The sequence below is a fragment of the Shewanella corallii genome, from assembly GCF_023349125.1.
Lineage (GTDB): Bacteria > Pseudomonadota > Gammaproteobacteria > Enterobacterales > Shewanellaceae > Shewanella > Shewanella corallii.
The window spans coordinates 90,190-114,878 of the sequence record NZ_JAKIKT010000003.1 but is presented as its reverse complement, the minus strand read 5'-3'; the positions used below and the strand labels follow the sequence as shown (position 1 = coordinate 114,878).

General features: G+C 51.2%; 18 protein-coding genes. 6 read left to right on the top strand and 12 right to left on the bottom strand.

Annotated features, from left to right (window positions below):
* Nucleotides 1–11 precede the first annotated feature (11 nt).
* The 9 genes from L2725_RS09570 to L2725_RS09530 form a co-directional block, all read right to left on the bottom strand.
* The gene (locus tag L2725_RS09570; RefSeq protein ID WP_249248763.1) at nucleotides 12–1,268 is read right to left on the bottom strand and encodes a glycosyltransferase; all 1,257 of its coding nucleotides are present in this window, start codon (nucleotides 1,266–1,268) and stop codon (nucleotides 12–14) included.
* 145 nt (nucleotides 1,269–1,413) lie between these two features.
* Nucleotides 1,414–2,436: a glycosyltransferase family 4 protein gene (locus L2725_RS09565; protein ID WP_249248762.1), complete on the bottom strand. Its 1,023-nt coding sequence runs from the start codon at nucleotides 2,434–2,436 to the stop codon at nucleotides 1,414–1,416.
* Nucleotides 2,420–3,826, bottom strand: coding sequence for a sigma-54-dependent transcriptional regulator (locus L2725_RS09560; protein WP_249248761.1), 1,407 nt, complete (start codon nucleotides 3,824–3,826; stop codon nucleotides 2,420–2,422). The genes L2725_RS09565 and L2725_RS09560 overlap by 17 nt, the downstream gene beginning before the upstream one ends.
* A 65-nt stretch (nucleotides 3,827–3,891) precedes the next feature.
* Nucleotides 3,892–6,672, bottom strand: a complete 2,781-nt coding sequence (locus tag L2725_RS09555) for a PAS domain S-box protein (RefSeq protein WP_249248760.1) — start codon at nucleotides 6,670–6,672, stop codon at nucleotides 3,892–3,894.
* Nucleotides 6,673–6,688: 16 nt separating this feature from the next.
* A complete protein-coding gene (locus L2725_RS09550) occupies nucleotides 6,689–8,197 on the bottom strand; it encodes a SpoIIE family protein phosphatase (RefSeq protein WP_249248759.1) in 1,509 nt (502 codons plus the stop codon).
* Nucleotides 8,198–8,199: 2 nt separating this feature from the next.
* Nucleotides 8,200–8,895, bottom strand: coding sequence for a P-loop NTPase family protein (locus L2725_RS09545; RefSeq protein ID WP_249248758.1), 696 nt, complete (start codon nucleotides 8,893–8,895; stop codon nucleotides 8,200–8,202).
* Nucleotides 8,895–11,009, bottom strand: coding sequence for an SLBB domain-containing protein (locus tag L2725_RS09540; protein WP_249248757.1), 2,115 nt, complete (start codon nucleotides 11,007–11,009; stop codon nucleotides 8,895–8,897). Before L2725_RS09540 ends, L2725_RS09545 begins: the two co-directional genes overlap by 1 nt.
* Entirely contained in the window at nucleotides 11,006–11,839 is an 834-nt protein-coding gene (locus L2725_RS09535; RefSeq protein ID WP_249248756.1) for an OmpA family protein, read from the bottom strand. Before L2725_RS09535 ends, L2725_RS09540 begins: the two co-directional genes overlap by 4 nt.
* Entirely contained in the window at nucleotides 11,836–12,177 is a 342-nt protein-coding gene (locus L2725_RS09530; RefSeq protein ID WP_248936281.1) for an STAS domain-containing protein, read from the bottom strand. Before L2725_RS09530 ends, L2725_RS09535 begins: the two co-directional genes overlap by 4 nt.
* Nucleotides 12,178–12,401: 224 nt before the next feature.
* Between L2725_RS09530 and yvcK the strand changes: the two genes are divergently transcribed.
* Nucleotides 12,402–13,310 (top strand): uridine diphosphate-N-acetylglucosamine-binding protein YvcK, encoded by a 909-nt coding sequence (gene yvcK, locus L2725_RS09525; RefSeq protein WP_249248755.1) that lies wholly within the window; start codon nucleotides 12,402–12,404, stop codon nucleotides 13,308–13,310.
* Between the two features lie 57 nt (nucleotides 13,311–13,367).
* Here the strand turns inward: yvcK and fadE are convergent, their stop codons facing one another.
* Nucleotides 13,368–15,815 (bottom strand): acyl-CoA dehydrogenase FadE, encoded by a 2,448-nt coding sequence (gene fadE, locus L2725_RS09520; RefSeq protein WP_249248753.1) that lies wholly within the window; start codon nucleotides 15,813–15,815, stop codon nucleotides 13,368–13,370.
* Between the two features lie 240 nt (nucleotides 15,816–16,055).
* Between fadE and L2725_RS09515 the strand changes: the two genes are divergently transcribed.
* Complete coding sequence (locus L2725_RS09515; protein WP_115136904.1) at nucleotides 16,056–16,835, top strand: class II glutamine amidotransferase; 780 nt, start codon at nucleotides 16,056–16,058, stop codon at nucleotides 16,833–16,835.
* On the opposite strand, the gene L2725_RS09510 is transcribed toward L2725_RS09515, so the two are convergent.
* Nucleotides 16,779–17,579, bottom strand: coding sequence for a DUF3108 domain-containing protein (locus L2725_RS09510; RefSeq protein WP_428985280.1), 801 nt, complete (start codon nucleotides 17,577–17,579; stop codon nucleotides 16,779–16,781). The two genes, L2725_RS09515 and L2725_RS09510, sit on opposite strands and share 57 nt — an antisense overlap.
* Before the next feature lie 28 nt (nucleotides 17,580–17,607).
* Nucleotides 17,608–17,961 (bottom strand): MGMT family protein, encoded by a 354-nt coding sequence (locus tag L2725_RS09505; RefSeq protein ID WP_249248752.1) that lies wholly within the window; start codon nucleotides 17,959–17,961, stop codon nucleotides 17,608–17,610.
* A gap of 105 nt (nucleotides 17,962–18,066) precedes the next feature.
* Between L2725_RS09505 and def the strand changes: the two genes are divergently transcribed.
* From def to L2725_RS09485, 4 genes are all read left to right on the top strand, one after another.
* Nucleotides 18,067–18,558, top strand: coding sequence for a peptide deformylase (gene def / locus L2725_RS09500; RefSeq protein ID WP_115136901.1), 492 nt, complete (start codon nucleotides 18,067–18,069; stop codon nucleotides 18,556–18,558).
* Nucleotides 18,559–18,732: 174 nt separating this feature from the next.
* Entirely contained in the window at nucleotides 18,733–19,662 is a 930-nt protein-coding gene (gene imuA, locus L2725_RS09495) for a translesion DNA synthesis-associated protein ImuA (RefSeq protein ID WP_249248750.1), read from the top strand.
* A 5-nt stretch (nucleotides 19,663–19,667) separates the two neighbouring features.
* Nucleotides 19,668–21,326 (top strand): Y-family DNA polymerase, encoded by a 1,659-nt coding sequence (locus L2725_RS09490; protein WP_115136899.1) that lies wholly within the window; start codon nucleotides 19,668–19,670, stop codon nucleotides 21,324–21,326.
* Nucleotides 21,326–24,511: an error-prone DNA polymerase gene (locus L2725_RS09485; RefSeq protein WP_249248748.1), complete on the top strand. Its 3,186-nt coding sequence runs from the start codon at nucleotides 21,326–21,328 to the stop codon at nucleotides 24,509–24,511. Before L2725_RS09490 ends, L2725_RS09485 begins: the two co-directional genes overlap by 1 nt.
* Nucleotides 24,512–24,689: the final 178 nt, after the last annotated feature.

Genomic DNA, 24,689 nt, shown 5'->3' with positions numbered 1-24,689 from the left:
TGAAGACATGACTATACCTCTCTTACCTGGTTGGTCAGGCTGAGCTTTTTACCTAAAACCCTGAGGACACTGCGACAGGCTGCCTGACACATAGCCGCCAGCTTGGCCAGGATAAATGGGTTTTGGTAATGACCTGACTGGTAGATCATTGATTGATATAAACGGTGGAATTCATGGTAAAAATGCTCAGTGCCAAAGCGGCTGTATGCTCTCAGGGCGCCGGTTTGGGCCATGGTTTTACGCTTGGCTGGGTCCCGGATCAGTTTATCTACGGCATCGGTGAAAGAGTTGATGTCGCCTTCGGACAGCACGCCAGTTTCATCAGCGTCAATCAGTTCTGGGATGCCGCCAACACGCGCTGCAACCACAGGAACCTTTAGGGAAAGAGCTTCCAGAATCGTCAGGCCGAAAGCTTCCTCTTCCGGGCAGGTCACATAGATATCGACTCCACCTTTCAGACAGCTTCCTATTTGAGTCTGTTCGCCAACAAAGTGCACTTGCTTCTCGAGGTTCAGCTCGGCCGTCAGGGATTTCAGCTTCATTAGCTCAGGGCCCGAGCCTATGAGCATCAGATGAACAGGATGTCCTTTGGCCTTGAGATTTGCTGTCACTCTGATGAGTTTGTCCATGCGCTTACGGGGAATAAGGCTGCCGACGCTGGCGAGCAGGATATCTGAGCTGCTCAATCCCAGCTCAGTCCTGAGTTGTTTTGACGGTTGATTTTTTATTGCTGAGTAATCGATGGCGTTATAGATGACTCTGGCGCAGGATGCGGGGTAGCCATCACGTTCAATCGAGTGAGTAGTCATTTTGCTGACTCCCACTATGGTGGGACACAGGTACAGGCCAAGTGAAATCTTGTCTCTGACAGGATAGGGAGAATGCAGGTGACAGAGCATGGGCACATCCATGGTCTTTGCCGCTATCAATGCCCATTGAATAGGTGCTGCGCTGTTGCAATGTACCAGACTAACGCCATAGTGACGGATTAGGTCACGACACTTGAGATACAGCTTCCACCATCCGCTAAAGCTCCATTTTGGGGCTTTCCAGCCAAGCAGCAGAGAGAACTCCTCTACATGGGTATCCACCCCCATAGCCTGCGCCTGGGAAGCGAGCACGGGGTTGTTTGTCCAGAGAATGGGCTGGTAGATATCCCTATCCAATAGTTTCAGCAGCGTTATCAGACAGTTCTCGCTGCCTCTGAACCATGGGTCACCGTAGTGGATATATAAGATTGGGAGCTTTTCATTGGCTGAATGTTTCATACTGGCCTCTCTTGACATCCTGTTTAGTGTCAAGAGATCAAACTTTAGGCCAGTTTTTTAAGTGATTGATATATTGGTGATTAAGTAAGATTTTGTGAGTTGTAGCGGACGTTTGGCCGCAGTTTGCAATGCACATTGATTCGACTCAGGCAGTTTTGCGATAGTCCTTGAGGATTGAAGGCAGCACAGCATCAACAGAGAAGCCTCGTTCAACGGTTTCAATGGCTGCTTGAGAAATCTCGTGCCGGTTTTCCTCTGTGAGACTGTGCCAGGTATTGATGGCTGCGGAGAGAAGTTTGTGGTTGGCTTCTTCAACCAGGTAACCATTACAGCCGTTATTGATCAGCTGCTCCATGGCACCAACCCGGGTCGCTGCCACGGGGATACCACGTCCAAGGGCCTCAAGTGCTGCAAGAGGCATACCTTCGTATCTGGATGGCATGACCAACAGGCCGATATCACACCAATGCTCTTCCATATTACAGAAACCGTAAAAGGTCACATTACCAGGAGCAGATTGCTCCAGCCGGGCTCTTTCAGGGCCATCACCATAAATATGAAAGCTCAAATGAGGAAGGGCTCTGGCGTAGTCCAGCATGCGGTCCGGGCCTTTCTCGGCACTCAGTCGTCCAACGAAGGCTATTTGCTTACCTTGCGAAGTTACCAGAGCCCGAGTATTGATAAAGTTACGCACCAACTCAACCCTGGTAAAGGGGATCCGTGCTGCAATGTCCGGGCTGACTGCCAAACGCTTATCTGCCAGAAAAGCCGTATACCTGTCGAGCCAGTCATAGAACCTTAATTTACCACTGCCAATCTCTCCGGCATGAAAAGTGCTGATGACACGCTTTTTAAGTAGTAAAGCAGCGATTCGTCCTATTATTCCGGCCTTGTAGCCATGAGTATGCAGCACTTCTGGGTTAGTGGATTTGATGTGGGTGAGGGTGGATGATAAGGTTCCATCAAAATAATTCACAGGTATTTTTTGACGTTCAAGAAGATCTTGTAACGGGTGAGGCTGGTCGTATCTGCACAGAAAACAGACGCTCACGCGCTGGCCGCTGGCGGAGAGTCCTGTTGCCAGCTCCAGAACATGGGTTTCTATACCGCCATGACTGCGACTATCAAGCAGCAGCATGACCTGATTGTTGTTAACCTGCTGCTTCATCCCAACTTTGCTTCTTTCTGTATATGGTCGATGGACTCACTTCGAGCAAGTTGGCAGCTTTCTGGATATTGCCTTCGCAGTGAGCGATTGCCTGCTCGATAACGTTTTTTTCCACTTCGGCCAATGGACGGATTAAAGGCTCTTCCAAAGCTTGTCCCGGGTTGATGGTTTGAATTGGGGTGATGTCAGCGCAGCGCTGAGCCGGGCGGTCAACAGAGCCATTCAGGGGAGCGGGGAGGTGTTCCGGTAACACGGTGTCACCATTGTTAAGTACAACTATGTTGCGGATGACATTTTGCAGTTCCCTTACATTTCCCGGCCAGGGATAGCGGCGTAAAATGCTTTCGACTTCCTCTGAAAATTGCTGAAAGGTCTTGCCATCTTCGTGGGCGTATTTGACCAGAAGTTCCCTGGCTATGGCCACTATGTCGCTGCCTCTTTCTCTCAGTGGTGGGAGATGCACAGGGACAACATGAAGGCGGTAATAGAGATCTTCGCGAAAGCGCCCCTGCTGAACTTCGGTCAGTGGCTCCCGGTTGGTCGCGCACAGGATACGGACGTCAACCTGCTGTTCCTGGCTGCTACCGACCCGGTGAAATCTGCCTGTTTGCAGAAAGCGAAGCAGCTTTTTCTGAAGCTCAGTGTCCATTTCACAGACCTCGTCCAGAAACAGAGTACCGCCATCAGCCAGTTGAGCGGCACCTTTGCGCTCGGACGAGGCTCCGGTAAACGCTCCTTTGATATGGCCAAAGATCTCGCTTTCCATTAAGTCTTTAGGGATGGCCGCACAGTTGATAGCGATAAAGGGGTTGTCACGCCTTGGGCTTTGACTATGGATCGCTTCTGCACATACCTCCTTGCCTGTACCGCTTTCACCTGTGATAAAGATGGAGGCCTGGCTGGCTGCGGCACAGTCAATAATGCGATAGACAGTTTGCATCACCATGCTTTTACCAATAAAGCCATGGAACTGCTCTCTGTTGCACGACGCTTTCAGGGTATTGAGCTGGGTTTTCAGCGAGGCCCGGTCCAGGTGATTGTTGACCGTAGTACGTAATCGGTCGGCAGACACAGGCTTTTCCAGAAAGTCGTCTGCGCCCATACGCATCATATCGACAGCGACATCGACGGAACCATGGCCTGTGGTAATAATGACAATAGCATCTTCGTGGTGTTGTTTGATTTGTCCGAGCACTTCCTGGCCGTCGATATCCGGAAGTTTCAGGTCGAGTAATACCAGATCGGGTTTGTGAGACTCTACCCAGGATACCGCTTCGGCTCCGGTCGCTGCCAGACAGATATTACCCTTGAGATATTTGAGAAAGTACCTGTACTGATTAGCTATCGGCGCGGCATCCTCCACCACCAAAATATTCAAATCTCGTTCCATGGTTTTCCCTGACCAAACAAGTATGTGTTAAGTCTAGACAGTAAAGCAGGCTTTTACCTGCCGCATCATCCCGCCGAAGCTGCGGACGGACCGTTGAGTTTAATGCGCAACTGAGTCAGCCATTGTTCCAGAGCGTTGAATGAGTGGATGCTAATCTCAAGTGCCGAGCTTGCAAGTTCGCTTGCCTGGTCAAGGTCGTTCTCCTGACAGGCCCGCTCAACCCTGCGCATGGCCTGGCACAGTGAGGCGCAACCATGAGCTGCGGCACTGCTGCCAAGTGTGTGACCTTCAAATTCGAGGATTTGGAAGTCTCCCTCAAGCAGAGCAGTTTCGAATACTCTCAGTCGTTGGTTAGAGTCCTGAATATAGAGGGTAAGCAGTTCGGGCAGGACTTCTGCACCAATGTCGTCTGCAAGTTGTCTGAGTGCTTCTGTATCTATCCAGTCATCAGTGTTGCCAATGCCTGCGGAGTCGCTTGAACTGTCCTGGCCCTGGAGCAGAGCTTCAATATGTTTGGCCAGGGTTTCTCTGTTGGTGGGTTTGGCTATGTAGTCGTTCATACCGGCGTCCAGGAATTTCTCCTTATCACCGGCAAGAGCATGGGCGGTGAGGGCGATCACCGGCAGATCTCCATAGGGTGAGGGCATTTTTCTTAACTTTTGAGTCGTGGTCATGCCATCCATGCCCGGCATAGAGATATCCATTAACACCACATCAGGCCTTCTTGGGAGTTGCTCACTGTCTCCTTGCTCTTTATGGGTATGAAGGAGCTCAAGTGCGGTAAAGCCGTCGTTAACGATCACGAAATCAAACCCTGCTTTAAGCAGCTGATGTTTAACAACCATACAGTTTGCCAGGTTATCTTCCACCACCATCACCATGGTCTTCTGGTCAGGCTCTGACATATCAGAGTTTTTGGGCGCAGTTAGCTCTGAACCGGCTTGTGCATCCACTGGTTTGGGTTGTTCAATCAAGGAACCGGGCTCAGTTGCAGGTTGGCATTCTGTCAGCGGGATAATGATAGTAAAACAGCTGCCGACTCCCTGTTCGCTTTGCACCTCGATTTCGCCTCCCATCAATTTCACCAGTCTGGCACTGATGGCAAGGCCCAGGCCGGTACCCTCTTTGCTGCGGGAGTAACTTTGATCTGCCATGGTGAACTCATCGAAAAGGTGAGGTAATAACTCGGGTGCGATGCCAATGCCTGTATCACGAATTCGGCAAACCAACATCAGACGATCACTTTCTCCACGCTGACTGGTGGCACTGAGAGTCACTGCGCCTTCCTGAGTGAATTTAATGGCATTGTTAGTGATATTCATCAGGATCTGAGCCAGTCGGTCCGGATCGCCTGACACCCACTCAGGCAGATCTTCAGCAAGTCTGATGTCCAGTTGGACGTCTTTGCGATTGGCAAAGGGAGTTAGAAGTTCAGCGGTCTGCTGCAGATTTTGTGGCAGGTTAAATGCGTGATTATCCAGCAGCAGATTACCAGACTCCATGCGGGAGAAGTCGAGTACGTCATTGATGATCGACAGCAGCATATTACCTGACGTCTTGGCGGTATTGACCACCTCTCTCTGGTCGTCACTTAATCCGGTATCTTCAAGCATGGTCAGCAGACCCAGTACACCATTGATGGGGGTGCGGATCTCGTGGCTCATTGATGCCAGGAAGCGGCTCTTGCTGACACTGGCACGCTCGGCATCAATTTTTGCCTGCTCGAGGATGGCCTCATACTGCTTTTGCTTCGAGATATCTATCAGGTGGAACACATAGTGAGTTGCTTTGTAGTTAGGGCCCTGTACGGCTGAAACAGTTGCCAGTGCCGGAAAGCTGGCATCACCGCGTTTTATCTGCACTTCGCCTTTCCAGCGTCCTTTTTCCCAGAGCTTTATCCAGATACTTCGCAACGTCGCTTTGTCGTTGCTGCGGCAGGCGACATGGCGGACATGCTGCCCAAGGATGGTTCCCTCTTCCAGTTGGGTCATGTCCAAAAACGCCTGGTTGCAACGAATCACCTTGTAGTTCAGATCTGAGATAAACATGGCATCACTGCTGGAAAACGCATGGGCAGCGAGCTTGAGTTCCGTTTCGGCTTTATGTTGTTCGCTCACATCTCTGACATGGGCAATAAACATGTAGCCCTCATGGGTGTGAACTGCCGAAATACAAAACTCCATGGGAAAGGTCTCACCATTTCGTCTTTTGGCGGACAGGGTCAGGCGTTGGTCGAGCACCACACTTTTGCCGGATTCCAAAAAACGGGCAAAGCCTGCTTTGTGGGGCTCCTTATATTGGTCCGGCATAATGAAATCAGTCATGGGGCGATTAAGGACTTCCTCTTTCGTGTAGCCAAAAATTCGTTCGGCAACCTGATTAAACTCGACAATGTGCTCCTGCTCGTTGATGGAGATAATGCCGTCCAGTGAAGCATCCAATATCGCTTTTTGCTTAATTCTTTCTTCCTGTAATTTGTTGTTGGTATCTTTTTGCTTTACAAGGTTTTCCTGAAGCTTTTCCTGATCCAGTTCGAGGGTTTTGGACATACGGTTCAGGGCTTGTTCCACTTCGCTGAGCTCATCATGTCGGGTGATGGTTAACTGTTGTCCGGGACCTGTCTGGGAGATTTTCTCCAACCCATCTCTGAGTTCTTTAAGGCGGAATTGAACATTGCGGCTGTAAAGCGTGACTGCAAATATCACAAATACCAACTGGCCAGCTGCGAGCGCGGTGATAAACAGTGTGGAAAGCGGGCCATCACTGGCGGGGAGCACAATGGCCAGTGTAATGAAAGCGACTTCCAACAATATGGCGGCGAGTATGATTTTAAGCTTGAGACTCATGGACAACCTCCGGCGGTCAGGATGCTTTTTCAATCAGTATGAGGGTGGCGTCATCATCTGCTTTTGAACCTGCGTGGCGGTCAAAGCTATTCATGCACTGGTTTATGGCGTCTTCAATGTCCAGCGACAAAGTATCTGAGAGGGCAGTTCGCATTACGGTTTCAAGGTTCTTTCGGCGTTGCGCTGTGCCACCGGATTCAAATATGCCATCTGTGTAAATTGCCAACCTTTCTCCTTTGGACAGGGTCACCGTTGCCTCCTCAAAGCAAGCATCAGGCAGTAGGCCTGGAAGGGGACCCTGACAGTCCAGAGGTTCTAACTCCGATGGCGTAATTCGCAAGGGAGAAGGGTGACCGGCGCAACTTAAGGTGATGCCTCTGTCCGTCAGTTGACATACGCAGCATGTCATCAGGGTTTGGCTCAGAATCTTGTCCCGGGCGGCAGCTGCTGAGATCTGATGCTGAAGTTTAGCGGATGAGGTGTTGCCTAACTGGCTTTGACTTAAAATGCCTCTGAGATAGCCGGCATAGGCATAGGAAAAGAATTTGGATTCAATGCTGTGCCCCAGAATGTCCACCAGCATTAACACCATGCCGGATGGATGATATTCCGTTAGCACAAAATCACCACCACCGCTGCCTGCCGAGCGAGCACCATAGGCAATACGCCAGCCCGAAATTCGACCAGGCATACTGGGCTGAAGAGCCGCAGATATGGTTTGGTTCAGGTGTTCACTCATACAGGCACATATTTGCTCAGAACGATTCAGTACTCGCTGTATGGTGATAAGCAGTTGCTTTTTAGTCACAGGTTTTGGAAGCAGATCGTCAATGCCCAGGCTGCAGGTATCATCTGATCTATCCCTGTGGGTGATGAAAATAAAAGGGATCAGCTTATGGTTGGTTTGCTTATTCAGCCTGTCTCTTAACGTCAGGCCATTCATGCCTGGCATATTGACATCGGAAAGGATCAAATCAACATGATGTTGTTCAAGTAGCTGTAGAGCGTGAGTACCATCGTTGGCTATCAGCACCCGATAGTCATCTTTAAGGTAGGCTTGCAGCAATCGTTGCTGGCTGGGATCATCCTCTACTAACAATACTGATTTGGCCGGTTGAGTGTTCTGTTTGTGGCGCCAAAGCAGTTCTGTATAGTTTGGGCTGCCGGGACGATAACTTTGATCATCAACGTAATGAGAGATAAGAGATAGCCCCCTGCCTCCTGTCGCATCCATATCTTCAGGTTGCAGATCAGGTACATGCTGACTATGCCAACTCCCCCCATTGTCTGAGATAAGGATTTTCCAGCCTTCCCGGGAACGGGACAGCTTTATGCCAAGTTCTGTTGCTGCAGGCTGACTGTGGCGGGCGATATTGGTGGCCAGCTCCGAGAAACACAACATCATGTGCTGGATCTCGGTGGGATCCGGGAGCTCCTGCTTAAGCACTTTTTGCATCAGCAGCCTGACATCCCTGATCTCTTCAAGGTTGCAGGGGCGTTGTTCGTTGATTAGACAGGTTTCCATAATCAGATCCCCAAAGAAATGAACTTATTGTTGAACAGCCAGCGTTTGATTTTTTGTTGCCATTTGGGTGAATAGGGCTCCAATCTGTCAGCCTCCCTGAGCATCTCGGTGCGCAGACAGGGATTGTTGAGATCATTGATGATACAGCCGCCTATATTCGCCTCTGCCTGCTGCAGAATTTCACAGGCTTCTGTCACCATGGCCTTGGTGGTAACCCCTGCCATGACCACCATCAGGGTTTGATCACAGGCACTGGCAATTACATCGGCAGGGATGTTGTTGGCGTTGTTTCTGAGCAGGGGGGAGGTGTCGAAGATGATAAGGCTGTACTCCTCCTGCCATCTGGTGATCAGTTTTTGCAAAAATTCAGGACGTCTGAGCGCCATGACAGACTCCTTACAGCGGGGAGCCACAATGCCATTAAACGCCAGACTTTCTCCTGTCAGGGTAACCAGAGTGGGAGTGAAAAACTCCTCCTGTTCGAGCAGTTCATGATCTTCCAGCCCCGGCCGGAACAGGTTGAAATCTACTACCAGCACAGTATTGCCTGCGAGCAGGTGCCGCTGAGCAATGGCGGTTGCCAGAGATGTTGTGCCTTCGCCCGGGTTGGCAGAGGTTATCGCTATTGAGCGCACATGCAGTCGATTTAACTGGCTGTAGATATGCTCAACTTCGGTATTCGTCGGAGGCAATAACATCAGAGCGTCCCCAATAGTGCGATACCAAGGATCAGCTGCATGGCATCCTGGAAGGTGTTGGAGAAAGACTCGCTCTTTTCCGGTACAAAGACGGTGTCTCCGGCCCTGATCACCGGAACGGCTCTGTAGTCCCCGGTTTTGGCAAATTCCAGCAGGTTGAAACTGCTGGCCTGACTTTCACAGCAGGTGAGGTTCACCACGGTAATACGTTCTATATATGCGTTGTCGCTGGTTCCACCAGCTTCAGCAAGCAGGTCCAGCAGAGTCATATCATCATCGAATCTGTAGCGGCCGGGCTTATTGACGGCCCCCAGTACTCTGATGGTTTCTGAGGCTGGTTCTTCCAGCCATTGTCTGTTTTTCTCGGGAACATAGATGGTATCGCCGGGCAATACTTTAGGCAGTATGTGCTCATCGCCGGTTTCGAAGTAGCGGGCCAGGTTCAAATGACTGACCATGGCATGTCCCTGACTTCTGTGGCTGACACGGATATTTCTCAGATCTGCATCTTTGGTAGGGCCATCGGCGGCGGCCAGAATATCGAGAAAATGCAGCTCTTCAGTAAAACGGTAACGTCCGGGGGCACCGACCTGACCGAACACATAGATAGAGCTGTCGCTGCTTTGGCGAACCCACTGGGATTTATTATCTCTGGGGTCATCGGGTAACTTGTGAACTCTGACCGTGCTGCCAGCCTGTACAAAGGGCAGGGCTGAGTCCGGCATACCTTGTTTAATAAAGGTATCCAGATTGAAGTCGGTTTTACGGGTACCGCCGCGACCATCCGGTGTCACTATCTCAATCTTTGCGGTATCTGCCTTGGGGTTGGGGCCACCTACATGGGCCAGCAGATCCATCAGGTTCATCTCAGGCGACCATTCAATACGTCCGGGCGCGACCACTTCACCCATCACCCGAACGGCTCTGTCCGGCGCAACCTTGAGCCAGGATTTTTCATTCATATCGGTTTTTTCCGGGACAAAGATAGCGTCGCCGGGCTGGATTGCAGGCAGCTCCTGGGTGATCGTGCCTTCGGTATATCCTGCAAGGTCAAACTTTTGCACTTTTCCGTCAGCTTTAATAACCCGGATCTGACGGGACTCTGCAAAACGTGTGGGGCCACCGGCATTGGAGAGAATATCCATAAAGCTGGCATTGGGTTTACTTTCGAAAGCTCCCGGCTTTTGTACTTCACCCATCACATAAACGGTATTGGCACCGGATTTAATCTCCTCTTCCTGCTTTGGCACAAAGATGGTGGTGCCGGGAACCATAGGGGGAAGAAGTTTTTCATTGCCGCTGTCCAGATAGCCTTTCAGGTTAAAGAGTGCAGGTTCGCTGCCTGCAATCACCCGGATTTGCTCGACACTGGCATAGCGGGTCACGCCACCGGCGCGCATCAGCAGGTCGACCAGGGTTACGCCATCTTTGTAGGAAAAGCTGCCGGGGCGATTAACCTCGCCAAACACTTTTACCGCGTCTGAATCATCTGCTGCGTCACCACCGTCGGCCAGATTTGCCGGATCGAATGTCTGTTCAACGTTTCCTATGATGGGGGACGCGGGTACAAAGATAACATCCAGTGACTTCAGGGCCGGCAGCATCTCCATATCCCCTGAATCCAGAAATGCTTTGTAGTTAAAGATGCTGCTTTCGCCCTCGCGCTTCAGCTGAAGCTTGTCCAATTGTGCGCCGGGCCTCAGCCCATTGGCCGCGTGGAGCGCCATTTGCACCGTGGCATTGGCGGGCAGGGTGAACTCGCCGGGTTGTTGAACATAACCCTGAATGCTGATTAACAGCTGGCGTTTGTTGATATACACCTGCAGGTTGGACAGATCCCTGAATATGCTGGCCAGTTGAGCACTGACTTTTTCCTGCAGCTGCTCTTCTGTTAGTCCTTCGACTTCAACTGCGCCCACCTCGGGCAGAATGATTCGGCCCTGGCGGTCAATCTGGAAGCTTTTGTTCAGTTCGGACTCACCGGGCAGGAACACATTTATCTCATCGCCAATCTGGGTCAGGTAGTCCTCCTCTGCCAGAGCTACCGGTGACAGTAACATCAGCAGCGTAATCAACAGGCTCACGCAGCTAAAGGAGTATGCAGAAGGCTTCATTGTGCTTCTCCTTTGGCTGTGGAACCTTTTCCTGTGGCGGGGGCCAGCTTGGTTTCAATCACAGCTATGGTGACTCTGCGATTGGTCAGGCGGATTTCGGGGTGTGTGCCTTTTAGCAGGGGGTCAGTCTCACCGACTGAGTCCAGATGTATCTGGCTTTCATCCAGGCCGAATATCATCAGATAACGTTTAACCTGTTCGGCTCTGGCGTTGGCCAGCTGGAAGTTGTAATCCAGGCTGCCCTGATCATCGGCATGACCTGTAATCAGCAGCGAGTATTGAGGCATCAGCTTTAGTCTTGCTGCTGCGGCGGCCAGATGGCCGATAAACTTTGGATTGAGTTGGAATGAATTGACGGCGAACTGATTGTCCTGATTCAGCAGGCGACTTAACTCGTGGGTCACATTGCCTGAGTCGATTAATCCTTCAAGGTCTTTCTCTGGCAGGACACATTTGCCGTAACGGGTGGCATCCTTAAGGCGCTTGTCCAGACGGTGCAGTAACTGACGCTGGGCAATAATATCTGTGGCTGCATCATAAAGCAGTCCGCCCTGAAGTTGGCGGACTATGCGTCGCTGATTCAGCTCTGCCTGAACGACTGTGGCGGGAAAACAAAGCTCAGCACCCTGAAGAATCAGAATGTTGAGCTTTCTGTCAGTGAGTTCCCATTCCATACGAAGACCCTGTTCGGGTCCCATATCCCCATTGCTTTCAACAGGGTAAAGATCTGCGGGGAAGAGTTCAGCCATTCCTCCACCGGCGTATTCCGGCCAGGTTGTACAACCTGACAGACAAAGCAATAGCGTTAGCCCGCAGATAGTCGTTCTCATAAACTTTCCCTGTATGTCGAAGTATGTTTCGTATGCACAGGTATCGCGCTGCTGATCCTCAGCAACTCCATCAGCTCAAGGGGCTGACCCGATACATTGTGAATACTGATAGCGCGATTAATTTCTTTCAGTCTTTTATAAAGATAGACGATTGCGCCAATACCAGAGGAATCCATGAAGTGGACCTTATCCAGGTCCATCACCACCTCATTGTTCTGTTCCAGTTTCAGGATATGCTCGACTACATCTTTAATATCGCGGCAGCCCAGTGCATCCATATCACCGTCGATTGAAACAGTGACCAGTTGGTTATTGGTGGTTTCCAGTTTGATATCCATTTTGCTACCTCGCATTCGGGTGTTTTTGCATCTGCCATGGATAAAGCGCCTTCTGTGCCACATTTGGAATTTCCAATAAAAACAGTTCAGTAAATAATTTCTGGCTGTTTTTCTCGCCTCTGTTTTGCAATTTGCATTGCAGGATCTCTGCACTTCCCCAATCTGTAATTGCTTGAACTAGACTTTGTTTATTGCAAACGTAGGCTCCAAACCGGGTTTAAACGATGGCGGATAAGACAGGATTGGAACAGATAAGCTCTGTGGTGGCGATTGGCGGTGGTCATGGGCTGGGCAGGGTACTCAGTGCACTGTCTTTTTTGGGCGACAGGCTGTCGGGTATAGTGACGACCACAGATAATGGCGGCTCGACAGGACGTTTGCGGCAGTCGGCGGACTGCATTGCCTGGGGCGATCTGCGTAACTGTTTGTCCCAGCTTTGCCCTCATCCCACATTAAACTCAGTGCTGTTTGAATACCGATTCAGTGACCGCGATGAATTGGCGGGACATTCGCTGGGTAATTTGATGTTGTATGCCATGGATCAAATGTCGGTGCGCCCATTGGAGACCATAAAGCTGGTGTCCGGCATGTTGGGCGTTGAGGCAAATCTGTTTCCCATGTCTGAGGCCCCAACCAATATGGTGGCTCTTGGGGCTGATGGCCGGGCTGTTTGGGGGGAGTTGGCTGTGGATGAAATGGCTGCTGCTCCCGGTTTGCTGGCACTGTCTCCTCAGGTTAAGGCGACTGCAGAGGCATTGGAGAAACTGCACTGTGCAGAGCTTATTGTGCTGGGGCCGGGAAGCTTTTACACCAGCATAGTACCGCCACTGTTGATCCCTGAAATTGCTGAAGCGATTCAGCACTCAAAAGGTCAATTGATATTGATTGATAATCTCAGACCGGAAGGCACGGCGGCCGATTGTTTGGCGCTGACATCGCGCAGGACGATGATCACTGACATCCTGGCTGGTCGCAGTCCCGATATCACTCTAGTGCATGCAGACACCACAGAGATGGTGGAGCAGGGGATGGATAAGGTATTTCGCACAAGGTTAATTGGTGCGGTGGATGATGGACTTCATGACAGAGCGTTATTGGAACAGGCTCTGGAGCGGATTGTGATTGAAAGGTAAAAAAGAAAAGCCCCTGATAAAAGGGGCTTTTTGTTAAAGTCTTAGTGACGTTTTGCTTTATGCGGCCTGATGTTGATTACCGGATACCGGCACATTGGCGCGCAGTGCTTCAGGGTCAAAGTCATCGACATTGATAGACTTCATTCGACCGATTTCAGCGCGTTGCAGCAGGGCGATTTCATCTTCACTCAGCACGCCCAGTGCACGTCCCTCTTCAGCGACTTTATCCAGCCACATGAAGGGCAGTTTCTTACCACTTGCCTTACAGACTTTGTCGTACAGTGGCTCACTGGCCAGAATGTCCAGCAGGGTCTGTTCCTGAATACCCACTATGTTGTTCTCACAGTTGGTCCAGAACTGGCCTTTGCCCATGCGGTCACGGCTTTCACAAGGGGTTTGCATGATTTTGGCCACCTTGTGGTCCAGCACATCGCTGGGACGCTTAAGCGGGCGGCCCAGTGGCAGAATAACTGCACGCAGTACAATACCCAGGCCCATAGGGAAGTTGTCCAGCAACTCATCCAAAGAAACCTGCAGCTTATACAGTGAATCTTCAACAGCCCATTGCAGCAGCGGCAGATCCTGATGCTGACGACCCTCATCGTTAAAGCGCTTCAGGGTAGCTGATGCCAGGTAAAGCTGGCTGAGCAGATCACCCAGACGGGCAGAGATACGCTCTTTACGCTTGAGGTTGCCACCCAGAGTAGCCATAGCCAGATCACTCAGCAAAGCCAGGTTGGCACTGAAGCGGTTCATATGCTGATAGTAACGCTTGGTCTTGTCACTGTATGGAGCATTGGAGAAACGGGAACCGGTCAGACCCAGCCAGAAGCTACGTACCAGGTTAGAGGTAGTGAAACCTATATGACCAAACAGAGCTTTGTCGAAGTCGGTCAGTCCCTGATGTGGATTCGGATCGAAGGCGGATTCCATTTCGGCCAGCACATATGGATGACAACGGATAGCACCCTGACCATAGATGATCATTGAACGGGTCAGGATGTTGGCCCCTTCTACTGTGATGGCGATAGGTGCAGCCTGATAGCCACGACCCAGATAGTTGTTGGGGCCAAGACAAACACCTTTACCACCGTGGATATCCATGGCGTCGATAACACACTTCTGCATTCTGTCGGTCAGGTGATACTTGACGATGGCTGAAATCACAGATGGCTTCTCACCCAAATCGATACCTGTGGTGGTCAGAGAGGTCACGGCATCCATCAGGTAAGCATTGCCACCAATGCGGGCCATTGGCTCCTCAATGCCTTCCAGCTTACCGATAGGCAGTTTGAACTGGCGACGGATACGGGCATAGGCACCTGTTGCTAATGCTGCAGTCTTAATGCCACCGGCAGAGTTGGATGGCAGTGTGATACCGCGGCCAACAGACAAACACTCAACCAGCATGCGCCAGCCCTGACCGGCCATTTCCGGGCCACCGATGATAAAGCTCAGAGGGACAAAGACTTCGTTGCCTCGGGTAGGACCGTTCTGGAACATACAGTTCAGCGGGAAGTGACGGCGACCGGTTTCAACTCCGGCGATGTCTGTCGGGATAAGGGCACAGGTGATACCCAGGTCTTCAGTGTCACCCAGCAGGTGATCAGGATCCTGCAGTTTAAAGGCCAGACCCAGTACGGTCGCAACCGGAGCCAGGGTAATGTAGCGCTTGTTCCAGGTCAGCTTCATCCCCAGTACTTCTTCACCTTCCCACTGACCTTTACAAACGACGCCAAAGTCAGGGATAGCACCGGCATCTGAGCCAGCTTCTGGGCTGGTCAGTGCAAAGCAGGGGATTTCCAGACCCTGTGCCAGACGGGGCAGGTAGTGATTTTGTTGCTCTTCAGTACCATAGTGCTGCAGCAGTTCACCCGGGCCAAGAGAGTTTGGAACACCTACTGTGGATGCCAGTTCACTGGAAACGCCAGCCAGCTTTTGCAGCACCCGTGACTGGGCGTAGGCAGAGAACTCCAGGCCACCAAACTTCTTCTTGATGATCATGGCGAAGAAGCCATTGTCTTTCAGGTACTGCCACACTTCCTGAGGCAGATCCGCCATTTCATGGGAAACCTGATGTTGATTCAGCATCTTGCACACTTCTTCAACCGGTCCATCGATAAAGGCCTGCTCCTCGGCGCTCAGACGAGGCGCAGAGTAGTTGTGCAGTTTTTTCCAGTTGGGATTACCAGAGAAAAGATCCGCTTCCCACCAGGTGGTACCGGCTTCAATGGCTTCTTTTTCAGTGGAAGACATTTCAGGCATGATGCCGCGGTACATCTTCAGCAGCGGGCGGGTAATCACGCTCTGGCGGAACTGAGACAGGTTCAGTGGCAGGGCGATGGCAGCGAAAATCAGCCAGGCGAAGAAGCCGGTAATATCCAGCGCTGTGCCAACGATCATTACGACGGCGGCTGCTATGGTGGCAGTGAGCAGAGATACCCTGAGGTATGCACTGGTACCGAGTACCACAAGCAGAGCCAGAATCCAAAGTAGGCTAGTCACGGTAATTCTCCTTAATCTCGATGACCTGGTGTCGGTTTTTGGCACCTGGACACTGGTGTGAATGTTATGGGTCTGTACTAATTATAGCTGCTGGTCAGACCTGTGTTTCAGGTAAGTTAAACTTTCACCCATTCGATCTCAAGGTTTTTTCAAACAATTGTTTAAAAAATTTATCCTTCTTTATTACCTTTCAAGTGATTACAATTTTGCGAGGTTAAGCAGTAAAGGCAGGTATTATTCATGTGTGAGTTGTTGGCGATGAGCGCCAATGTGCCGACGGATATTGTGTTCAGTTTTACCGGTCTGGCAGAGCGGGGAGGACGAACCGGTCCTCACGTTGATGGTTGGGGCATTACTTTTTATGAAGGCAAAGGCAGCCGAACCTTCAAAGACTCAGGCCCCAGTTGCGAGTCTGAAATCGCTTCCCTGATAAAATCCTATCCTATCAAGAGTGAGGTGGTAGTCAGCCATATTCGTCAGGCCAATCGTGGTGAGGTGAATCTGGTCAATACCCATCCTTTTACCCGCGAGTTGTGGGGACGTTACTGGACCTACGCTCATAATGGTCAGCTAAGTGATTATGAAGGCAAGTTCGCTTCTACCCGCTTTCAGAGCGTGGGCAATACTGACAGCGAAATGGCCTTTTGCTGGATAATGCAAAAGATAGTGGATCGATTTGGTGATACGCCGCCTGAGCAGATGAACGATGTGTTTGCCTATGTGGCCACCCTGGCAGATGAGGCGCGTCAGTTTGGGGTGTTTAATATGTTGCTTACAGATGGTGAATACCTGATGAGCTACTGCACTAACAACCTGTGCTACATCACCCGCCGCGCGCCGTTTGGCAAAGCCAAACTGATCGACACGGATGTAGTGATAGATTTCGATAAGGAAACCACACCCAACGATATAGTGACAGTGATCGCCACGCGACCACTGACCAATAATGAAGAGTGGAATATCCTATCTGCCGGAGACTGGCGTCTGTTCCGACTCGGTGAGGTTTGTGCTGGCAGTTGATGTTGGCTTTGCCGCTGGTTCGTCGGCGTAGTGATAATTGAGCAGTTGGATATCCAGCTGCTTATCCCCCTTTTCGAAGTGGGTGAGGCGTACCGGTAGATAACTCAGGTCCGGCGCCATCCAGAAGAAGGTCTGACGTTTCTTTTTGGGATCCCTGACTACTTCAATTTTTACTGTGTCGTATACACCACTCTCCAACTTGAGCTTTTCTTTCCCCAGAATTTTAAATTCATAGTCATCTATCTCGTTGCTTTTGACCATGCTGTAATCCAGAGGCTGTTTTCCTGCTGAGATATCCATACGGAACTGGAGTTGAACCATCAGAGGGTCGAACAGGGTATCGCTGTATTCGAACTTGCCTTTCTCATCTTTATAGCGGGTATACACATTCCCCTGTTCCCTGGCGAAGGCCGTTTGCTCTCTGAAATTGGGTCCAGTGCCTTCTCTTTCATGCATATAACGAATGGGTAATAACTTTTGTGGCTCAGTGGTGTCCTGAGTAAATTCGCTGCGAAGGTGGCGTACATCTGACAGCACCAGCAGGCTCAGGGCACTGTCAAAATAGTAGTTGTAGATCCCCGTATCTGTGGGAGCTTCCAGGCGAAATCGCCCTTTGCCAAGCTCGATATCACCATAAAACACCTTGTACTCGGCGGTATGCGGGGTGAGCGGGGTTTGGCCCCATGCCTGTGGCACGGCAAGGGAAGTGGCCAGTAAAACTAAACTCGAAAAATAGTTGGGCAAAGGCGTCCTCCTGTTCAACTTCTAACTTCTAAAAAGGTAATGCCATAAGCAGTGTCATCAGATCAGGCTGCCAGCCATACTTTGACAAATCGATTTTGCCTTGGTTCACAACGACACCCTCAGTTCGTAAACGGGACATCTGTTCACGATAGGGTTCACTGTCTTTGGGCAGAGAAATTTTTCCCTGACTGTTGACCACCCTGTGCCAGGGGAGCGTGAGTTGTTGGGGGGCTTCTTTCAATGCCCGGGACACATATCTGGCTCTCCCCGGCAATCCGGCGAGATCTGCCACCTTGCCGTAACTGCACACCTGACCCTGAGGTATCATGCCTACAACTTGCCAGATCCTGGCCTTGGGTGACAAGTTTTGCTGATTTTCCATTGATTTCCTTGTTTCGATTAAGCCGATCGCCTTGTGATACTTGGATGTAAATCGGTTTTAAGTAATAATGCCCGCGATTTTTTGTTAACCAGAGTGTATTAGTGCATGGCAGTATTGGATATTTTACGTATTCCTGACGAACGTCTTAAACGCAAGGCTCAACCTGTAGAGGAGATTGGAGCCGTTCAGGGATTTATCGATGATATGCTGGATACCATGTATAGCACCAGCGATGGCATAGGTCTGGCCGCCACTCAGGTTGGCAGTACCCATGCTGTTATTGTGATTGATCTGTCGGAAAACCGCGATCAGCCCATGGTGATTATCAATCCTGAAATCGTTGAGCAGGAAGGTGAGTATGAAGGTGAAGAGGGCTGCCTGTCCGTTCCCGGTTACTATGCCAAAGTGAAACGATTCCAGCGTGTGAAAGTGGTATCTCTGGACCGTGAAGGCAAAGAGCAGATCTTCGACACCGATGAGTTCCTGGCGATTGTGCTGCAGCACGAAATCGATCACCTGAACGGTAAAATCTTTATTGAGCACCTGTCCTCGCTGAAGCAGCAGATGGCAATGAAGAAAGTACGCAAATTTAAATAATGCTTTGAATTAAGGCGTTATAAACAAAAGCCGGGATAGAGATTCCCGGTTTTTTTGTGTCTGCAACTCAGCCTTTTGATTGCTCTTTGGGCGTTCAGACTCCGAAAATATTGTCACTGGCCATAAAACGAATATACTGTTTATATATACAGTATACGTGCTAATGGTCATTCTATGTCTGCATACTCGCTTAACCAACTGCTGGAGCGTCAGGATCTCTGGCTGGGCCAACAATGGCAACAGGCTGATAAGGCGTCTGGTTATTCAACAGGTTTTGCTGAGCTGGATGTTATGCTGGCCGATGGTGGCTGGCCGGAACATGGTGTCTGCCAGCTGTTTGTTTCTCACCCCGGACAGGGAGAAATGGGCCTGTTGTTGCCATTGCTGAGACAGCTGACAGCTGCTGACCTTGGGGATGACAGACATATACTGTTGGTGGGCGGAGAGTTTCAGCCCGGTAGCCAGTACCTGGTGCAGCAGGGCGTGGATATCGAGCGCCTGTTGTGGGTCAATACTCAGGATAAGAGTGAACAGTTGTGGGCGCTGGAGCAGGGAATTAGCAGTGATGCCTGCCATCTGGTGATCGGCTGGGCCGACAGCCTGTCTATCAGTCAGGCCCGTCGCCTGCAGCTGGCCTGTGAAAAGCATGGCGTACTGACAATACTCCTGATGCCTTTGTCTCAACAGGAGGAGCCGCATCCTGTCACCCTTAAACTGTCGTTAACTCAGCAAGCCGGGCAAACAGCAAAGTCATCAGAGCAACAGCTTAAGGTGCTTAAGCGTCGTGGTGGCTGGCCAGCTACGCCTCTGTGGCTGGATCTGTTTTCCCCCCAGTTACAGTTTGCACTGCAAAGTCTTGGCTTGAGTGGTGGTTATGCTGAGAGTGTGTCCCATCTTGCGTTATCAAAACAGGTTTCCATTGAGTCTCATCATGCTTGTTTGTCTCCGGCAGGGAAGGACCGGGTGAGTACCACACAGCTTAAGGCCCATACTCAGCCTCAAACCAATTCCAGCTCCCATTCCGCTCAGCTGCTTCAAGGCCCCTGGCAGAGTGCAGATACAGAGTCTGCAAATGCCAATATTATTGGATTGCACCAGAGCTGATCTCTATGTTGTGGTTGGCTGTCTATTTTCCCGGGTATCTGTTGCAGTACCTGAAATCCCGCCTGGATCTCACTGAAGATCTGCGTCCATACGCTTTGCATAACGACAAGGGCGATATTCTGCTGTGCGATGCGCGCGCAGCCCTTGTTGGTGTTGAGGTGGGGCAGAGTGTCGCGACGGCCTGCTCTCTGTGCAGTGAGTTGCAACTTCTTCTCTTCAATCCGGGATCAGCCAACTCTCAGGATGCCGATTCTTCGATTCAGGCCGTGGAGTGGTTGTGTCAGTGGAGCTATGACTTCAGCGCCCGGGTTGTGCCTTTGGTGTGCAGTCTTGGGGGAGAGGCCTTTGTCTCCGGGAGTTTGGTTTCATCCAAATCCTCAACAAAAGCTAAATCCCGCGCTGTATCCAGTCAGTTCGGAACAAATATAGTGCCGGATACACTGCTGCTGGAAGTGGGCTCCATGGGCAATCTGTTCGGTGGCCTGGATGGTCTGATAACGGCCTACAAACAGCGCGCTGGTGAGATGGGGCTTGAGTGCATATTGGCGCTGGGCCATACACGCTTGAGCGCGGCATTACAAACCCGCCTGAGCTCTTCATTTGACTCCGGTTCATCCGGGATTAGTCCATCTTTGGCTATTTCATCTGAGATTGCTTCATCTACGACTGCTTCATCTGAGTTTATAGGGGTGAGTAGAGAACAAAAACGCAGCCTGAGTGATGAACTTTCTTGCCTGGATAAATTAGCGCTGAGCCATTATCCGCTGGAGGGTGATGCGCTCTTGCGTCTTGCCGGTATGGGGATCACCACCCTGGGCCAACTCAGGGCCTTGCCAACTGCAGAGCTGGGAAAGCGTTTCGGGACAGGCTTATTACTCAGCCTCAGGCGGCTGGATGCCAGCATGCCGGATCCCTGTGATTACTATGAGTTACCCCAGCAATATCGTCGTGAGCTGAACCTGCTGCATGAAGTTGAGCAGTTTCAGGGCTTACTGTTTCCCCTGGGGCGTCTGTTTGCTGAGCTGGAAACCTATTTACGCCAAAGACAGCAGGCAGTACTTAATCTGAACTTGTATTTGAAATACCGTGATCGGGATACGCCGCCTTTGGTGTTAACCCTGAATTATCCCTTTGCCGAGCACAGAGCCGATGGCTTGATGGCGCTGTGTCGTCTGCAGCTTGAGCGTCAAACCCTGTTTCAGCCGGTAACGGATATCGTGCTGGAGGCGCTCCGCTTTGTGGAGCCTGCCAATATCAGTGCCAGTCAATCCAGAGCCTTGGGGCGGGATGGTAAACAGGGGGATATTCGTCGCCTGCAGGCAAGTTTACAGGCACGGCTGGGGGATGCCTGCGTACTTAAATTGACGGTGGCTGATGCCCATCTGCCGGAACGCGCCAATCTGGCTTTACCTGCAACTCAACCGCCAGTGCAGCAGATGAACCCTTTGTCCTTGCATGCCTGTCGTCCCTGTTGGTTGTTGCCTGAGCCTTGTGAGCTTGAAGCCAGTGAAGTGGTCTTACTGAAAGGGCCGGAGCGTATCGACTCGCCCTGGTGGGAGGATAAGGCTGTCAGTCGGGACTACTATCTGGCCCGCCATCAAGGCGGCGGTTACTGCTGGGTTTATCGCACGGCTGAGGGTTTGTTTCTGCAGGGGTGGTTTTGATGTACGCCGAGTTATACGCCCGCTCCAACTACAGCTTTCTAAAGGGGGCATCTCATCCCCATGAGTTGGTTGAGCAGGCCCATAAGCTTGGATATCAGGCGATAGCCCTCACCGATGAGTGCTCCTTTGCAGGTGTGGTCAAGGCGCATATGGCGGCGAAGGCATGTGGCATCAAGTTGATTGTTGGCGCCGAGTTTATTCTGCCGGAAGGGTGCTTTGTGCTGCTGGCGACCAATCGTAAAGCCTATGGTGAGATCAGCGCGCTTATCACCAAAAGCCGACGCAGAGCCGAGAAGGGCAGTTATCAACTGAGTCTGGATGATCTGCTTGAAGGCTTAACTCAGCCTTTACTGCTGTTTAAACCCTCCTGGCCGGAAGCTACGTTGCTTGCCGGTAGTGACTGGTCGAAGAGTCAGGCTGAGTATCAGGCGGAGATAGAGGCAACGCTTGAGCGCATAAAGGAGTACTGGCTGGGCCGAAGTTACTGGTTGATGAGTCGCAACCTGATCCCGGGAGAGTCTGCTGTGCTTGGTCTTTGGCAGCAGTTAGCTGGTAAATACCAACTTCCCTGCGTGGCGGCCGGTGATATTTTGATGCACAGCAAACAGCGGCAAATGTTGTCTGATGTGCTGGCCTGTATCCGTCATGGCTGCAGCTTGCAGCAGGCGGGCAGCCGGGTGATGACCAACAGTGAAAGAGTGCTTAAGCCGCTTGAGTCGTTAGAGAAGCGGTATCCGGTCGATTGGTTGGCCAATACGTTGGCCATCAGTAAACGGTGTGATTTCAGCCTGGATGAGCTCAGATATGAATACCCGGCGGAAATTATCCCGGAAGGCTTAAGTGCCTCAGAGTACCTGCGTCGTGAGGTTGAAGCCGGTGCCAGAAGACGTTTTGGCAAAACCATACCGGAAAAGGTACGGCTTCAGTATGAGCGTGAGTTGGAGATTATCTGCGAGCTTTCCTACGAGTATTTTTTTCTGACCATTTACGACATAGTCCAGTTCGCTAAATCTCAGGGAATACTGCATCAGGGCAGGGGTAGCGCTGCCAACTCAGTGGTCTGTTTCTGTCTCGGGATCACTGAGGTGGACCCCACCAAGATCAATATGTTGTTTGAGCGCTTTATCTCCAAAGAGCGGGACGAGCCACCGGACATTGATGTGGATTTTGAGCACGAGCGCCGGGAAGAGGTGATCCAGTATATCTACCGTAAATATGGCCGGGAGCGGGCGGCATTGGCTGCGACTGTGAGCAGTTACCGTTTTAAAAGCGCCATGGGAGATGTGGGCAAGGTGCTGGGGCTGAGCCAGGGGCGAATTACTCAGCTGATTAACGGTATCGACAGACGTGATCCCGAGTTTTCCTATGTAGCTCAGCTGTCCCGTCAGTCCATGCTACCCACTGAAGGATTGGGACGCTTTTTACTGCCTTTGGTCAGTGAGCTGATTGGTTTTCCCCGTCATCTGTCTCAGCATGTTGGTGGCTTTATTATCTCCTCCGGGCCTTTGTCTGAGCTGGTGCCGGTGGAAAATGCCGCCATGGTGGACCGCACTGTTATTCAGTGGAACAAGGACGATCTGGAAAGTCTGGGGCTGCTTAAGGTAGATGTGCTGGCATTGGGTATGCTGACCGCCATTCGCAAGTGTTTTCACTTGCTGGATAAACATGGCCCTGCACCGGGACAAGTTCTGATAGCAGGTAACAGACGGATAGACAATATGAGCCTGTCCGATGTGGTGTGGGAACAGCCTGAGGTTTATGAAATGCTCAGTCGCGCCGACAGTATTGGGGTCTTTCAGGTAGAGTCCCGCGCCCAGATGTCCATGCTGCCCAGGCTCAGACCCAAATGTTATTACGATCTGGTCATTCAGATTGCCATCGTTCGCCCAGGACCTATTCAGGGGGATATGGTGCATCCTTTTCTGCTGCGCCGGGATGGTAAAGAAGAAGTGAGCTATCCCAGTGAAGAAGTTCGCCATGTGCTGGAGCGGACTCTGGGCGTGCCTATTTTTCAGGAGCAGGTGATCCAGCTCGCCATGGTCGCTGCAGGCTTTACCGGTGGTGAGGCGGATCAGTTAAGGCGGGCCATGGCGGCCTGGAAGCGCACCGGACAACTGCAGCAATTTGAATCCAAATTGCTGAATGGCATGGCCGAGCGAGGCTATAAAACTGAGTTTGCTCAGCAGGTGTTTAACCAGATTAAGGGCTTTGGTGAGTATGGCTTTCCTGAGTCCCATTCTGCCAGTTTTGCACTGCTGGCGTATGTGTCGGCCTACCTTAAATATCATTATCCGGCGGCTTTTTGCTGTGCCTTATTGAACAGTCATCCTATGGGCTTCTATTCGCCCTCCCAGTTGGTGCAGGATGCCCGTCGTCATGGAGTCAAAGTGCTGCCTGTGTGCATCAACCACAGTCAGTGGGATCACACGCTTGAGGCCCTTGATGGTGTTTGGGCAATACGGCTGGGCTTTAGACAGGTAAAAGGCGTCAGTGGTAAGGGGATAAGCGCTTTGCTGGATCCCCGGCCTGAGTCAGGCTTCAGTGGATTAACCGCTATCAGATCTTTGCTGCCAGCCAATGAGCTGGAAGCCCTGGCCGATGCCGATGCATTCGCTTGCCTGGGCGGGAATCGCCATCAGGTGCGCTGGGCGCTGTCTTCCGGCTGGCTTGGACTGCAGCAATCTTTTCCCTTGTTTGAAAAAGAGCTTGAAGATGTGAGCCCGGATGGCAGCAAGCATGAGGCTGAGATAGCCATGCCTGTACCCGGCGAAATTCAATCCATGGTAGCGGACTTTGGCCGTTTGGGCTTATCACTTGGGCGTCATCCCATTGCCATACTCAGAGAGCAGGGATTGCTGAAAGGTTGTCGCAGTGCGGTGGAATTGCATGAGTGTCGTCATGGGCAGATTGTCACTGTGGCCGGCGTGGTAACCGGACGGCAAAGACCGGGCACTGCCTCCGGGGTTACCTTTATTACCCTGGAAGATGAAACCGGCAATACCAATGTGGTGGTATGGCTGGCGACGGCTAGAGCACAGCGACAGGCGTATTTACTGGCGAATATTTTGAAGGTGAGTGGCACCGTTGAAATAGAGTCAGGCGTAGTGCATTTGGTGGCCGGGAAACTGCAGGATATCTCAGATGCAGTGACCACATTGGATGTTAAATCACGGGACTTTCGATAAAGGGACTTTGATGGAGGGGGCGATGAACAACAAAGTCATTGAACGTCCTACTCATCTACTAAGTCTACCGTTGGCACAAGCGGCAGGCTTTTGCGTTAACGATTTGTTTGCAATGATTGCTGCTTGCTGTAACTATTTCAGTGCTTAGGATCTGTCGACCTTTCATTCTTCAAAGGTC

What these genes read in the sequence shown, in the direction of transcription:
- L2725_RS09570 (WP_249248763.1), bottom strand. Translation starts at nt 1,268, where the DNA reads ATGAAACATTCAGCCAATGAAAAGCTCCCAATCTTATATATCCACTAC.
- L2725_RS09565 (WP_249248762.1), bottom strand. Translation starts at nt 2,436, where the DNA reads ATGAAGCAGCAGGTTAACAACAATCAGGTCATGCTGCTGCTTGATAGT.
- L2725_RS09560 (WP_249248761.1), bottom strand. Translation starts at nt 3,826, where the DNA reads ATGGAACGAGATTTGAATATTTTGGTGGTGGAGGATGCCGCGCCGATA.
- L2725_RS09555 (WP_249248760.1), bottom strand. Translation starts at nt 6,672, where the DNA reads ATGAGTCTCAAGCTTAAAATCATACTCGCCGCCATATTGTTGGAAGTC.
- L2725_RS09550 (WP_249248759.1), bottom strand. Translation starts at nt 8,197, where the DNA reads ATGGAAACCTGTCTAATCAACGAACAACGCCCCTGCAACCTTGAAGAG.
- L2725_RS09545 (WP_249248758.1), bottom strand. Translation starts at nt 8,895, where the DNA reads ATGTTATTGCCTCCGACGAATACCGAAGTTGAGCATATCTACAGCCAG.
- L2725_RS09540 (WP_249248757.1), bottom strand. Translation starts at nt 11,009, where the DNA reads ATGAAGCCTTCTGCATACTCCTTTAGCTGCGTGAGCCTGTTGATTACG.
- L2725_RS09535 (WP_249248756.1), bottom strand. Translation starts at nt 11,839, where the DNA reads ATGAGAACGACTATCTGCGGGCTAACGCTATTGCTTTGTCTGTCAGGT.
- L2725_RS09530 (WP_248936281.1), bottom strand. Translation starts at nt 12,177, where the DNA reads ATGGATATCAAACTGGAAACCACCAATAACCAACTGGTCACTGTTTCA.
- yvcK (WP_249248755.1), top strand. Translation starts at nt 12,402, where the DNA reads ATGGCGGATAAGACAGGATTGGAACAGATAAGCTCTGTGGTGGCGATT.
- L2725_RS09515 (WP_115136904.1), top strand. Translation starts at nt 16,056, where the DNA reads ATGTGTGAGTTGTTGGCGATGAGCGCCAATGTGCCGACGGATATTGTG.
- L2725_RS09505 (WP_249248752.1), bottom strand. Translation starts at nt 17,961, where the DNA reads ATGGAAAATCAGCAAAACTTGTCACCCAAGGCCAGGATCTGGCAAGTT.
- def (WP_115136901.1), top strand. Translation starts at nt 18,067, where the DNA reads ATGGCAGTATTGGATATTTTACGTATTCCTGACGAACGTCTTAAACGC.
- imuA (WP_249248750.1), top strand. Translation starts at nt 18,733, where the DNA reads ATGTCTGCATACTCGCTTAACCAACTGCTGGAGCGTCAGGATCTCTGG.
- L2725_RS09490 (WP_115136899.1), top strand. Translation starts at nt 19,668, where the DNA reads ATGTTGTGGTTGGCTGTCTATTTTCCCGGGTATCTGTTGCAGTACCTG.
- L2725_RS09485 (WP_249248748.1), top strand. Translation starts at nt 21,326, where the DNA reads ATGTACGCCGAGTTATACGCCCGCTCCAACTACAGCTTTCTAAAGGGG.